The organism is Fictibacillus nanhaiensis (assembly GCF_023715445.1).
GTDB classification, from domain to species: domain Bacteria; phylum Bacillota; class Bacilli; order Bacillales; family Fictibacillaceae; genus Fictibacillus; species Fictibacillus nanhaiensis_D.
In genome coordinates this window covers 295829-308903 of the sequence record NZ_JAMBOD010000002.1, presented here as the reverse complement: position 1 = coordinate 308903, position 13075 = coordinate 295829, and the positions used below count along the sequence as shown (strand labels likewise).

The window sequence follows — 13075 nt, the reverse complement described above, 5'->3', positions numbered from 1 at the left end:
ATGAGGAAGAAACCGGCCGGGTGCCGGTTTTTTCATTTCTTTTTTGCATAGAGGTTCAGGGTGCGGGGTATAGTGAGTGTAAAAATTGTCGAGAAATGACATCTCGTCGATAAACTGTAAAAGTTTTTGGATTAATGCTCAAAACTTGTGGATTGATCCGAAAAATTTTTGGATTGGACACTAAAAGTTTTGGAATCAACTGTAATTACCGTTCTGTATACCTAAGGGAGTATCCTGGAGAGGCCTATTTCTATGACCGAAACTGTACCGTTTTGAACCGACCTGGTAAAAGACCTTTATTTTTTGAAGAATTATTGACACTTAGGCCGGGAAAGCGGTTTTCGGCTGTTATTAAGTTTGGAATTAGAGTGCAGAATGGTAAAATGAAGTGGGAATCGTGTAGGAATTGTATGACAATTTGTGTGGAAAAGGAGAAATAACCTATGGCTGAAACCAAACAGCGTAACTATACACCTCTCATTATCGGTTTATCGATTGCTATCAACGTGCTGGTTGCGATCTTGTTCTTCTTGCCGGAATACAAAGGGGAAATCACGTTTGATGTTACCCTGCTTCCGCGCTTGAATGCAATCTTTAACAGCTTTACATTTGTCTTTTTACTGGCGGCTTTATATTTCATTAAGCAAAAAAATATTACGCTTCATAAACGATTTATTTTTGCAGCGTTTACGAGTACGGCTTTCTTTTTGCTCTCATATGTGACGTATCACTATCTGACAGAATCCACTTCTTATGGCGGGGGTGGCCCGCTTAAGTACGTTTATTTCTTTATCTTGATTACGCACATTCTGCTTGCGATCGTGATTGTACCTCTTGCTTTGATTACTGTTACACGTGGACTTAATATGCAAGTCGAGAAGCACCGGAAAATTGCACGCTGGACGATGCCGATATGGCTGTATGTAAGTTTAACAGGGGTATTGGTTTACTTATTGATTTCACCTTATTATGCATAAAAAACAGAGGGCTTTTGCTGACAGCTTCAGCAAAAGCCTTTTCAGGATAGAGAGGAATAAATGAGATGAGCTGGTTTTGGATCATACCGGTAATTTTATGTGGCTTTGGTATGGCTATCATTGTTTACGGCATTCGTTTCAATGAAGAAGATTATGAAAACACGAGATGCTACGGTACAAATTATAGCGGCAGCGTGGTTACAGATACTTTTATTGGTGCGATCGTACAATTCATTTTCATTGTTTTTATCGATAGGCTTGTACGTTTTTTTCCGAGATGGCTTATTAAAGCATTCTTGTTCTTATTCGGAATAGGCTTCATTGCGCTTGGGGTGTATATTTTTAGTGATATGCCGCGCACTTCTTAGTAAGCGATGCCTACGCGGGACTTAGTAAAACGCGGCTCTTTGATAAGAGAAAAAGTAAAGTGAGCTGTGTCCCCTGTACTGATCTTGTTGCCGCCATCTGGTAAAAAATCTTGTTCTACACGATAGCTGCCTGTAGTGTCACCATCTGGCAGATATGTCGGACAAACGATCGTCCAATCCAAACCACACTCTTTTAAAAAGTTATACGCTTTGTGATGATCTTCAGCTGCTCTCGTTAGTTTTCTCTTCGATTCAGAGGACTGGTAGCGCAGCAGATGAGGTTCCGTTCGGCTCTGCAGTATTCCTGCTGTTCCGATTGTTATAATGCGTGTGATTCCTTCCTTTTTCATCGCCGCGATAATCAGCGGGATGCTTTCCGAAAGTACGTTTCCTCCCTCAGTAGATAAAGCACTGACAACCATATCACAGCCTTTTATCCCTTCCTCTATCTGCTCCTTGTCAAGTACATTTCCAGTTGTATATGTCATTTTTTCTAAAATTGAAGGGAGCCTTTCTGGGTTTCGAATGAGTGCGTGAACATCGATGCCGTCTTGGATAGCTAGCTCTGTGATCTTTTGCCCGACTCTTCCAGAAGCTCCTAACATGAATAGTTTCATTTGAAAATACCTCCTGCGTTTATCTGCGTTTATCATATCACTTATGTATAAATGTAAAAAATCCCTCACCGGCGATTGGCCCGGCAAGGGATTTTTATTCTTTATTGAAGCGTGATTACATCCGTATATCTGTAATCTTGTTTGTCTCCTCTAATCGCAAAAGCGACTACTCGATAGTTTCCTGGAGCAACAGCTTCACCTGAGATCTTTCCATCCCAGTGGAAGTCGTTAAATTCTTTTGGAACATCTTCGTAGCTGCTAATTGTACCTACTGCTTGAGTAAGAGTACTATTATATAAAACTAACTCTACTTTTTCCGCTTCAGCTGGCAAGTAAGCAGATAGTGTAAACTCGTTGTTTCCGAGTGCTGTTGCACTAAAATGCGTGATAGAAGGAAAGTCTGGTTCTTGGACGAACAGGATCGTCGGCACCTCTATCAATTTGCTTCCGTCGCTTATGCGGATCGTACCCTCGTGATAGCCAGGTGCTAGTTTAGAAGCATCAACCTGTACGTTGAATTTAACGTCCTTGGAGCTGTTTGCGTTAACTTTTAAGTTCTTGCTTGTCGTTACTTTAACGCCTTCAAGGTCCACATCAAATGTGTATTGTTTTGCTGTATCACTTAAGTTTTTAATTGTGAAATGCTCACCCTTTACTTCTTTGCCTTTTGTTTTAGAGAACACGCCGAATGAATGGCTTCCAGGTGATACAAGTGTGTTTGCTTCAATCGCGTCCACGACACGGATGCTGCCTGCACCTTGTGTGTTATACGGATACAGGTTTCCATCAGCATCTATCATGTTTTCCGCTGTATTCATTAAAGCAGCCTTCACATCATCAACACCCCAAGCAGGATGTGCTTGCAGGATTAATGCTGCCGCTCCAGCAACATGAGGAGATGCCATACTCGTTCCTTGCTTAGCACCATATCCATGCGGGTTAGAAGGATCATGTGTTGGAACTGTACTAACGATATTTACGCCAGGAGCTGAAACATCTGGCTTGATCATCCACGTATCCATTACGGGACCGCGAGATGAGAAGGCAGCCATTGTCTCACCGACTGTTTTATCAAATGCTGTTCCAAACGTTACAGTTGTATCAGGGTTTTGATCAAGGATAGCTTTAAGTTCTAGTCCTTGTTCACGAGATAGTTTAATAGTTGGCACATCCATACCAGGTACATCAACAGGGATTTCTCCAGGTGTGTTATTGTAGATTACCATACCTACTGCACCAGCGTTTTTCGCATTAGTCGCTTTATCAACGAATGCATGTGTGCCGCGCTCTACTAATACAACCTTACCTGCTACATCTTTTCCAACAAAATCAGCTGCACCAGCAAGTCCGACATATACAATCGGCAATGTTTGGCCATTCAATGCTAGAACGGCTTCATCAGAAGGGAAGCCCATTACTTTTGCCGTTGAGAAACTTGTATCTCCAGCTTTTAAAGTAGAAGAGTACACATTGAAAGGAAGCTGAGTTGCCCCTACAGAGATCGCTTCTCTTGATGTTCCCGGTGAACCTACTGTCCAGTTGTTAGGTCCGCTGTTACCATTTGAAGTTACTGCAACTACTCCATCAGACATCGCTTGGTCTAGGGCGATGCTAGTTGCCCAATCCGGGTTGTTCAGCGAGTTTCCTAATGATAGGTTCATAACGTCAGCACCGTCTTCAACCGCTTTTTCAACTCCTGCAATTACGTTTTCTGTTGATCCGCTTCCGCCAGGTCCAAGTACGCGGTACGCTAATAGACTAGCTTCTGGTGCTACGCCTTTAATCCCGCCGTCAGCTGCAACTGTCCCTGCAACGTGCGTGCCGTGTGTTGTTTCAGCGCCCCTTGGGTCACCTTTAGGCGTTTCTTGCGGATCGCTGTCATTATCTACAAAATCATATCCTTTATATTCTCCGAATGCCTGGTCAAGATCAGGGTGTGTGTAATCAACTCCTGTATCGATTACGGCAACAGTAACACCTTCACCTGTGTAGCCAGATTCCCAAGCTTCATTCGCTCCTATAAAAGGTGCCGAGTTCATCATTTGAGGATTGACCTCGTCAAATGATTGGTCACCTGTATCTTCTCCTGTAGTATGATATTCAACGTCCGGATATACGGCTTTTACTCCTGGAACCGTTAATAGATCAGGAATTTCATTTGCTGGAATTTCTAAAGAAAAACCAGAAAAAACATGATCATATTCTTGATTGACTTTGTATTTATTTGTACGAGTAGCAATGTCCTTTACGATTGCTTCACGTTTTGATTTCAGATTGGATTTAGTCTGTTTCTGACCCTTCTTTTTAGCTTCTAGGACAGACGGTTCTTTTAATTCGATGATTACTTTTGTAACATTAGAAGAGTTTAAATCATACTTTCCGTAAAGCGGTGCAAGTTCTGGAGTTTGATCATTTGATGATGGTGCTGCTGAAGCTCCAGAAAATGCAGAAAACATAAATGTACAAGCTAATGTGAAACTAGAAGTCTTGCGCAGGAAACGTTTCATTGAAATCGTACACCCCTTATTTTTATAGTAAAGTACATATTCTGCTATGTATTTTGAAACACCTTGAATTAATGGAAAAAACAGTTATCAAGTCCTTATAGTGGAAAAACTGTTATTACTAATGTACCGTAAATCCCTGTAAGCAAATTTAAGGATTGCTCATTTAGACCCATGCTAAGATAGGAATATTGTTTTAGAAGAAAGAGGTGAACAGAATGGCGGTCAGTGAAGAACCATTTGGTACAATTCAGGAAAATCGGATTATTCCGTTATGGAGTTTAACGGTATGGCTGGTTGTCATGAATACAACAATGTTTAATGTTGCTCTTCCTAGTGTCATTGCCCAGTTTGATTTATCTCCGACAGCCGGATCCTGGATTGTCTCAGGTTATTCCATTGTGTTTGCCTTATCGACGATTACGTTCAGCAGGCTGTCTGATTTTATACCGATTGGCAGATTGTTGATCACAGGGCTGATTATATTAGGAATCGCATCAATCATCGGTTATTTTGCGAATAGCTTTATTTTCGTGCTGGCCAGCCGGATGGTTCAGGCTATGGGGGCTGGAGCTGTGCCTGGACTTGGAATGGTGCTTGCTGCTCGGTATATTCCGATTTCAAGACGTGGACGGGCGATGTCTTTTATTTCATCCGCTGCATCACTTGGTTTTGGTCTTGGACCTGTAATTGGAGGGGGCATTACTCAGCTTTTAGGATGGAATTTCTTATTTATCATAACGGGGCTCGTGTTACTGCTGCTTCCGGTTTTTAAAATTTATCTGCCGGTGGAGAAGAGAAGAGAAGGTTCGTTTGATTTCGCTGGTGCGCTGTTAACGGGTGGAGGAGTTACCTCTTTGTTGCTGTACCTTTCCTCATTTTCTTTCTGGCTGCTTGGATTGAGTGTTTTGTTCTTCGTGGTCCTTGTTTTGTATTCTAAGAAAAAGGATGAACCTTTTATCCGTGTGAATCTGTTTAAAAACAACAGGTACGTAGCTATTCTGCTCGTTGGACTTATTGCATTTATGACACACTTTGCGTTCTTGTTTGTCATGCCTGTTATGCTCTCGAATTTGTTTGGAAAAGAACCGGCTGTTATTGGCTTGGTGATTTTTCCAGGTGCCATGCTTTCCGCGTTTGCTGCTATATTTGTGGGGCGCTGGATCGACCGCTTTGGTAACTTGCCTGTCATGCGAGCGGGTCTTATCTCGTTGATGGTATCAGCAATACTATTTTCACTTCTCGGAACCAAGGCGTATTATATGACAGCCATTTTTTACATGTTTACAAGCATCGGATTCTCAAGCTTAACGTCGAGTCTTGCTAATGAGAACTCCAGAATTTTAAATAAAGACGAAGTGGGCTCTGGAATGGGTATGCTTCAGCTTGTTCAATTCTTTGGTGGAGCATTGGGCGTTGCAGTGGCAGGACTTTTAATAGAAGCACAGAAGATGTTCGAGCTTCCGGTCGTGTACCGGAATGTGTTTGTTTTCTATACCATTCTAGTCTGTATAGCCATCATCATCTATCGTTTAAAAATAAAGAAAAGTGTGAGCCAGGTCGGTAATTAACCAAATGGCTTACACTTTTTTTGACTATCTTAACCATTTAAAATCATAAGAATAGATGGATTTGCCTTTTACAGACGTTAAGATGCCATGTAATCCTTTAATTTTAAATGAATCCATCTTTTTTCCGCTGTTTAAGGAATACTTTTCTAGTATATGTTTTTCAGGAGATTTTTCACTATACCTTACGGCGTACAAAGAGTCATCTTTAAAAAAAGTCTCTTCGTTATGGCGTACTCCATCTTTTGGAGCATCCTTTAAAGTGAATAAGAGGTTTGTCTTTTTGGATTGAGTGTCAAATGTGACTACTTCACCTAATCCGTTTATATAATAAAGTTTATGATTATAAATGTGAGCAGAGTTTTTTACGTTATACGGAATAGCTGCTGTAGGATGCTGTTTATTTGCATAAGTAGCTAATCGTATTTTTTCTTGTAACAATGTTTTTCTATGAATACGAAATAACACAGTGTTTTCGGTTGTATCATCAATGAATTCGCTAAGTATAAAATAGTAATAGTCCGAATCACTTAAAATAGGAGATCGAACAGAGAACTCTGAGTTCTGTGGGTTATGAAGAGTAATCAGGTCCTGAACGTTCATCTTATTTTTTGTAAAAAGTACTTTTCTTAGAGCATATTGGTTTTTTTCTGTGTCTTGCGTCAGAATTAATACTTCGTTATTCGGAATTCCGGAGGCCAGAATATAGTAAGGAATATTGCCTGACTGAACACCGCTAATATTGCCAAACCAAATATTTGAATCATATCCTCCATCCTTGTTAACTCCAGTATTAAAAATGCTGATATGAAAATCTTCTTTCTTCAAGTAGCCAGTTCGTTCTCCTGTATATTGTGGCTTGTTCATTTTAAATTCTTTATAAGCTTTACCTACAAGTTTGAACGTGTTTTTATCAACGAGCATAAGTTCATTTTCATAAAAAGAAAGACTCCCTAACTCAAGCCCCTTCATCCGATAAGCTTCTGCTTTGCCTTTGTCATCAATAAAAACAGCTAAGCTGATTCCCTTACCGTCTAAATCTTGATCGGCCGTTGTTGAAAAATACATGACTGCTTGTTTGTTTTTTAGAAAATCTTTGTCTTGGATGGCTTCCTTTTCAATGGAGTGAGACGCATCAATACTTTTATTGAAAAAGAGGTTGTATCCAAATGTGCCTATTAGAAGTAAAAGAATGAATAAAAACATCATCTTTTTCATCAGTCAGATCACCTTTTCATCTAAAGAAGGCAATAAGTTCGTAATGAAACGTCCTTATTGCCTTCTCGTTCTTATATATTTCGGACCAAACTTGTACCTGGTGCATCACGGACATCTCGTGGATAGACACCGAGTCCGCCATCCACGTCCAAGTCTAGATTGCCGTTTAATTTATAGGCCGACCAAATTAATTTTGAACAGTTTTTATCCCCATAGTGGGAAGTGGTTCTGTTGGTGACAAAGTTATAAGAATAATCATCGATACCGACGCGGCTGTATGCCCAGGTTGCAGCATTCTCCCGGTTCGTAGTGGTCGTTGTAACAGATTTTACTTGAGCATCGCCCTGATCTACTTTTCTTAAAGTAGTGGAAATGGTCCGTACTCCCGTATCTGGTACAGATTCGACTATAGTGCTGCTTGTATAGTACATACCAACGTGTCCGTGATTTAAGTAGGCAGTTTGAGAAGCTGTGTAATAAAAATTTCCTTTTGTACTGGTTCCGACTGATACAGTTCCTCCGCTGCTGCCCATTGTACCGAGTTCACCTGAAAGTTGTTTTTCCATTTTGGCTTTTTCTTGATCATTTTTCAGTTCTTTATAGATCTGTTTAAGGAGAGCTTCCTCCGTATCTCCTGTGTTAATTGCGATGGTCTGAACACTGGATAATAATTCTTCCTCTGTTAAGTCAGGCTGCATTTGCAGAATCTTATCTGTATAAGACGAATGATGATTCTGAGCAAAAGCATTTGGTACCGAAAAAGCTGTGAGACAGAATGCTAAAACAGTAGAAACCACTTGTTTTTTCATATTCTTCCTCCTGCCATATTACGGGACCCCTTTGTCGACAAGCTAAATTTACCATTTATAAACAAATGAGTAAATGTAAAAAGAGATAAACAGTAAGGATGACTTACCAAATAAATGGAAAATGCTTCTAAAGGGCTGTTTACTAGAGTAATTGCATTTGTAAAATCAGGACAAAAGATGCTGAGGAATAATAGTAATAACGAACCTTTGAAAAGTTGATTTTGTTTTGAAGAAATAAAAAAGAAATAAAATTAGGGGTTAACTGGAGCAAAATCTCTAGGGCATACCGCTGAAACCACGATGGGAAATAAATTGTAGGGGGTCAGACCCCCTTTCTGAAAAAGTTGTAGAATTTTGTCAAAAGAAGCCGATAAGTAAAATGGAAAGATAAAAAGGCGAACTTTTAAGGATACAAGATAAATGATTGTGAAAGGACGAGGGACGATTCGTGGAAAGAAATAAAGAACTGATTGATTCATTAATGAAATTTCAGAAGCTATTAGACACACACCCAGATACTGTTGATTCCATCCCGGTTTTCACAAATTACATCCGCTCATTTTTACGTATAAAGCCTATGGGCAGAACTCTGCCTACAATTGAAATCATGACACTCTTAAAAAAGAGAAAGCCTAACTTGTTCTATTTATTAAAGAGGCATTCCAAAGACGATATCATGACGATGTTAACGTATCTAGACATGGATTATGATCAAGCAGAGATTAAGATTGAACGTATTTTACAAGGTGAAGTCATCGCATAATAGCGATGATTTTTTCATTTCCCCTTATTTCGTTATAATGTAGAAAAAAGGAGTGAGGAGAATTGAAGACAATCGGTTTTATTGGAACAGGTGTAATGGGTAAAAGCATGGCTGGGCACTTAATGAACGCAGGATATCCAGTTTTTGTTTATACTAGAACGAAAGAAAAAGCAAATGACCTTATCGAAAAAGGCGCTCAATGGACAGATACACCAAAGGATATCGCGCAAAATTGTGATGTAATCATTACGATGGTCGGCTATCCAACAGATGTTGAGGAAGTATACTTGGGAGCAGACGGTCTGATCGCTCACGCTAAAGCAGGTTCATACTTAATCGATATGACGACTTCAAGTCCGCAGCTTGCTCAAAAGGTTGAAAAAGCATCCTCTGAAAAAAATCTTTTTGCTTTAGATGCACCAGTCTCAGGTGGAGATATTGGTGCAAGAGATGCTAAACTTTCGATCATGGTCGGGGGAGATGAATCAGCTTTTAATGAACTGAAGCCGATATTCTCCAAAATGGGAAAAAACATCGTGTACCAAGGGAAAGCAGGCTCTGGCCAGCATACAAAGATGTGCAACCAGATTGCAATCGCATCTGGAATGATCGGGGTTTGTGAAGCGATTTTATATGCTGAAAAAGCAGGGCTGAATCCTGAAACAGTCTTAAAAAGCATTGAATCTGGAGCAGCAGGGAGCTGGAGTTTAAGCAATCTTGCACCAAGGATGCTAAAAGGTGATTTTGCTCCTGGATTTTATGTAAAACATTTTATTAAAGATATGACGATCGCTCTGAATTCAGCTGAAGAGATGGGGTTGATGACACCAGGCTTAGCCCTTGCTAAAAAGTTATATGAGGAATTGGCTGAAATGGGAGACGAAGATAGCGGAACACAAGCATTATATAAGCGTTTAGCAAACCAGGGTTAAAAGCTCTGGTTTATTTTTATACTTTACAAAACGTAATTATTACGATTTAATTAATGAGATAATAACAGACTTTCATTTAAGGAGTTTTTTTATGAAAAAGATTATTATCATAGGCGGAGGCATACAAGGATGTACTCTTGCTGTTCATCTATTAAAAAAGAACAAAATTAACAACAGTGATTTGCTAATTATAGATAAAAATGATCGGCCACTAAGTAACTGGAAGGCATGTACGAATATCATATCCATGCCATTCTTACGCTCACCCTCTGTTCATCATATGGATGTTAATCCATTTTCGCTTGAGAAATACTCTAAACAGTCGGACTATCACAAAGTCAATCACTTTTACGGGTATTATGACAGGCCATCTCTTGAGATGTTTAATGACCATTGTGATACCTTGATTCATGATTTGAATATTTTAAAATGCTGGCATCAAGGAAACGCAGCTGGAATTGAAAAGCATAAGGGATATTGGATGGTTAAAACAGCTGAAGGCAAAACGTTTAACACGGAAAAAGTAGTTCTTGCGATCGGTTTAGGTGAACATCCATTTTGGCCAGAGTGGGCAGAACAATCCTGTAAAGATGCAGCATCAATCTATCATATTTTTCAAAAAGGTATGCCGGAATTAGACCGTATTACTCTTCCAGTCTCCATAATTGGCGGAGGTATTTCTGCCGCACATTTAGCCCTTTCATTATCTAAAAAATACCCAGGCCAGACTTCACTTATTTTTAGAAAGGATTTAAAGGTACATACCTTTGATTCAGATCCAGGCTGGCAAGGACCAATGTATATGGATAAGTTTAATCAAATAAATGATTACTCGATAAGGAGAAATACCATTATTGAGGCGAGACATAAAGGTTCTATTACAAAAGAACTTTATTTAGGGTTAAAATCTGCTGAAAAAAGCGGTAAAATAAAGCTGATAAAAAATGAAGCGGTATCCTATGATACTGTTGCAAAAAAACTCCACTTCAAAACGGGTGAACCATACGAAGCGAAGTCTATTATACTCGCTACAGGGTTTCATTCTTCTCCACCAGGTATGGAGTGGCTGAAAAATACAGTTGAAAACGAAAATTTAAGATGTGCCAAATGCGGATATCCCATTGTTGCACCTGAAACGCTGGAATGGGAAGAAGGATTATTTGTTATGGGACCTCTAGCAGAATTGGAGATAGGTCCAGTAGCAAGAAATATTGCAGGAGCGAGAAGAGCAACTGAAAGAATCTTGCGGGCTATTTAATGTTCTAGCATACTATTTTGCCGTTTTCATAGATTGTAAAAAGTGAAACAAAAAGAGGTGAAAAAATGGCTGAGTTTAATACAACTAGAGAGTCTGTTAGAAAAGAGATGATTGGTCTTTTATTGCTGGCGATTTTTATTATTTCTTTTCTATTTATGGAGGAGATCAAGAACGACTCAGTATTTGAGAACCTTCCAAATTCAATCATGCATGTAAATACGGTGTTTTTAAGTATTTTAATAGAAGCAGTGCCGTTTATTTTATTGGGCGTTTTCGTTTCTGCTCTTATCCAAACGTTTATTACAGAGGAACATATTCGGAAGCTCATACCTAAGAACCCTTACGCAGGTATAGGTGCTGTCATGTTTTTAGGAGTGATTTTCCCGGTTTGTGAGTGTGCGATCATCCCTGTGGTGAGGCGATTAATTAAAAAGGGAATGCCGCTTCATTTAGGTGTCGTCTTTCTGCTAACGGTTCCGATCGTAAATCCGGTCGTTATTTTATCAACGTATTATGCTTTTCGAACCAATATGACAGTCGTGTATGGCCGAGTAGGACTTGCTCTGGCAGTTGCGGTCGTGATCGGTATCATCATCTACAGGCTGTTTCGTAATCAGAATCAATTAAAATCCGAAATACAGCACGGTGCCCACGATCATTCTCATGGAATGCCGGCAAGCCGTTGGAAACAGACAGTGTACCATGCCTCTGACGAATTCTTTGATACAGGAAAATTTCTTATCTTGGGTGCTTTTTTAGCGAGTATGTTCCAGGTCTTCTTGGATCGAAAAGATTTGCTCGCGCTTGGAAGCGATGAATGGATGTCAACTGGCCTGATGATGGGACTTGCCTTCCTGTTATCGATCTGTTCAGAGGCGGATGCATTTATTGCTGCGTCATTCGGAAGCACGTTTACAGTTGGTTCGATCATCGCTTTCTTAGTGTACGGACCGATGTTGGATGTGAAAAACATGTTTATGATGTTTGCTTATTTCAAGACACGATTCGTCTTTGTATTAATGGGGTTAATCACGTTTATGGTGTTTGCGGCAACAATGGTGTTTCAGTACTTTTAGACAGGGAGAGAAGCTGACATGAAAAAGAGTGACCATGACTTTCATATCTACTTAAGAGGCATTATTTTGATTGGCTTTATGCTGCTGTTAATCGGACTGGTCACATCAGGCAAACTAACCTATTATGTGGCTCCTAAAATGCATATCTTTGTTTATTTTGCGATCGCCATTTTTGGTATCTTAGGGGTTATGCAGTTTTTCAGAAGGTCTCAGCAGCATCATCATGAAGATGGATGCGGATGCGGCGTGGATCATACGCCAAAAGGTACGCCGCTTAAACACTTTTTAATCTATATGCTATTCGTGATTCCCTTGCTGACGGGATTTATGATGCCTGAAAAAGCAATGGACAGTTCAGTGGCTGAAAAGCGAGGAATCCGTTACGGAAGCGGGTTATATGCGAAGCCTGCTCAAAAGACAGAGGATGGAAAAGTAGTTGCAACAGAGGAAATTGATGTTGATGCTTACTTGGAAGATCCAGAAGGCTATTTAAAAGAGATGGAAGAGAACGTAAAAAAAGAAAACCCGGTAGAAACGTATGATGTAACAGAGTACTATGAGAAATTCGGTAAAAAACTATTAAAACAAGATAAAGTAAAAGTCACTTCGGAACACTACTTAGATACGATGAGTGTTCTAGATATCTATCTCGATCAGTTTAAAGGTAAAAAGATTGAGACAACCGGATTTGTATACAGAGAAGATGGTATGGAGGAAGATCAGGCTGTTATTGCCCGTTTCTCTATGAACTGCTGCAGTGCAGATGCCGTTGTTTATGGGACTATTGTTGAAGGAGATCAAGTTTCAAAGCTTAAGACGGATACTTGGTTCACCGTAACGGGTACTATCGATGAAACAGAATACAATAACGTTCGCCTGCCTCTTGTTAAGGTAGAATCTTTGAAGAAAATCGAACCTCTTAAGGATCCATACGTGTATCCAAGTGCAGAGAGTCTGGGAGCGTATTAATAGAAAAAAAGCTGTT

Annotated in this window: 12 protein-coding genes; 8 read left to right on the top strand and 4 right to left on the bottom strand. The window is 39.8% G+C overall.

What is annotated here, in order from left to right:
- Positions 1-443 precede the first annotated feature (443 nt).
- Complete coding sequence (locus tag M3196_RS09545) at positions 444-977, top strand: DUF420 domain-containing protein (RefSeq protein WP_251322051.1); 534 nt, start codon at positions 444-446, stop codon at positions 975-977.
- A gap of 65 nt (positions 978-1042) precedes the next feature.
- Complete coding sequence (locus tag M3196_RS09540; protein WP_251322049.1) at positions 1043-1345, top strand: hypothetical protein; 303 nt, start codon at positions 1043-1045, stop codon at positions 1343-1345.
- Here M3196_RS09540 and M3196_RS09535 read toward each other — a convergent pair.
- Both M3196_RS09535 and M3196_RS09530 read right to left on the bottom strand, forming a co-directional pair.
- The gene (locus M3196_RS09535) at positions 1342-1962 is read right to left on the bottom strand and encodes an NAD(P)-dependent oxidoreductase (RefSeq protein ID WP_251322048.1); all 621 of its coding nucleotides are present in this window, start codon (positions 1960-1962) and stop codon (positions 1342-1344) included. The genes M3196_RS09540 and M3196_RS09535 overlap by 4 nt on opposite strands.
- A gap of 101 nt (positions 1963-2063) precedes the next feature.
- Complete coding sequence (locus M3196_RS09530) at positions 2064-4469, bottom strand: S8 family peptidase (protein ID WP_276531314.1); 2406 nt, start codon at positions 4467-4469, stop codon at positions 2064-2066.
- 215 nt (positions 4470-4684) lie between these two features.
- Here M3196_RS09530 and M3196_RS09520 point away from each other — a divergent pair, with 215 nt between their 5' ends.
- Positions 4685-6037: an MFS transporter gene (locus M3196_RS09520; RefSeq protein WP_251322046.1), complete on the top strand. Its 1353-nt coding sequence runs from the start codon at positions 4685-4687 to the stop codon at positions 6035-6037.
- A gap of 24 nt (positions 6038-6061) precedes the next feature.
- On the opposite strand, the gene M3196_RS09515 is transcribed toward M3196_RS09520, so the two are convergent.
- Complete coding sequence (locus tag M3196_RS09515; RefSeq protein WP_251322045.1) at positions 6062-7252, bottom strand: hypothetical protein; 1191 nt, start codon at positions 7250-7252, stop codon at positions 6062-6064.
- A 71-nt stretch (positions 7253-7323) separates the two neighbouring features.
- Positions 7324-8061: a hypothetical protein gene (locus M3196_RS09510; RefSeq protein ID WP_251322044.1), complete on the bottom strand. Its 738-nt coding sequence runs from the start codon at positions 8059-8061 to the stop codon at positions 7324-7326.
- Positions 8062-8509: 448 nt separating this feature from the next.
- Here M3196_RS09510 and M3196_RS09505 point away from each other — a divergent pair, with 448 nt between their 5' ends.
- The 5 genes from M3196_RS09505 to M3196_RS09485 all read left to right on the top strand — a co-directional run bounded on the left by M3196_RS09505 (position 8510) and on the right by M3196_RS09485 (position 13059).
- Positions 8510-8824, top strand: a complete 315-nt coding sequence (locus tag M3196_RS09505; RefSeq protein ID WP_251322043.1) for a hypothetical protein — start codon at positions 8510-8512, stop codon at positions 8822-8824.
- A 62-nt stretch (positions 8825-8886) separates the two neighbouring features.
- Positions 8887-9756 carry an NAD(P)-dependent oxidoreductase gene (locus M3196_RS09500; RefSeq protein ID WP_276531313.1) on the top strand — a complete coding sequence of 290 codons (870 nt, stop codon included), beginning with the start codon at positions 8887-8889 and terminating at the stop codon, positions 9754-9756.
- Positions 9757-9847: 91 nt separating this feature from the next.
- A complete protein-coding gene (locus M3196_RS09495) occupies positions 9848-11014 on the top strand; it encodes an NAD(P)-binding domain-containing protein (RefSeq protein WP_251322041.1) in 1167 nt (388 codons plus the stop codon).
- 65 nt (positions 11015-11079) lie between these two features.
- A complete protein-coding gene (locus M3196_RS09490; protein WP_251322040.1) occupies positions 11080-12090 on the top strand; it encodes a permease in 1011 nt (336 codons plus the stop codon).
- Positions 12091-12108: 18 nt separating this feature from the next.
- Positions 12109-13059 carry a TIGR03943 family putative permease subunit gene (locus M3196_RS09485; protein WP_251322038.1) on the top strand — a complete coding sequence of 317 codons (951 nt, stop codon included), beginning with the start codon at positions 12109-12111 and terminating at the stop codon, positions 13057-13059.
- Positions 13060-13075: the final 16 nt, after the last annotated feature.

Bases quoted from the DNA above. Each gene is read 5' to 3' on its own strand.
- M3196_RS09545 (WP_251322051.1), top strand. From the start codon at position 444: ATGGCTGAAACCAAACAGCGTAACTATACACCTCTCATTATCGGTTTA.
- M3196_RS09540 (WP_251322049.1), top strand. From the start codon at position 1,043: ATGAGCTGGTTTTGGATCATACCGGTAATTTTATGTGGCTTTGGTATG.
- M3196_RS09535 (WP_251322048.1), bottom strand. From the start codon at position 1,962: ATGAAACTATTCATGTTAGGAGCTTCTGGAAGAGTCGGGCAAAAGATC.
- M3196_RS09530 (WP_276531314.1), bottom strand. From the start codon at position 4,469: ATGAAACGTTTCCTGCGCAAGACTTCTAGTTTCACATTAGCTTGTACA.
- M3196_RS09520 (WP_251322046.1), top strand. From the start codon at position 4,685: ATGGCGGTCAGTGAAGAACCATTTGGTACAATTCAGGAAAATCGGATT.
- M3196_RS09515 (WP_251322045.1), bottom strand. From the start codon at position 7,252: ATGAAAAAGATGATGTTTTTATTCATTCTTTTACTTCTAATAGGCACA.
- M3196_RS09510 (WP_251322044.1), bottom strand. From the start codon at position 8,061: ATGAAAAAACAAGTGGTTTCTACTGTTTTAGCATTCTGTCTCACAGCT.
- M3196_RS09495 (WP_251322041.1), top strand. From the start codon at position 9,848: ATGAAAAAGATTATTATCATAGGCGGAGGCATACAAGGATGTACTCTT.
- M3196_RS09490 (WP_251322040.1), top strand. From the start codon at position 11,080: ATGGCTGAGTTTAATACAACTAGAGAGTCTGTTAGAAAAGAGATGATT.
- M3196_RS09485 (WP_251322038.1), top strand. From the start codon at position 12,109: ATGAAAAAGAGTGACCATGACTTTCATATCTACTTAAGAGGCATTATT.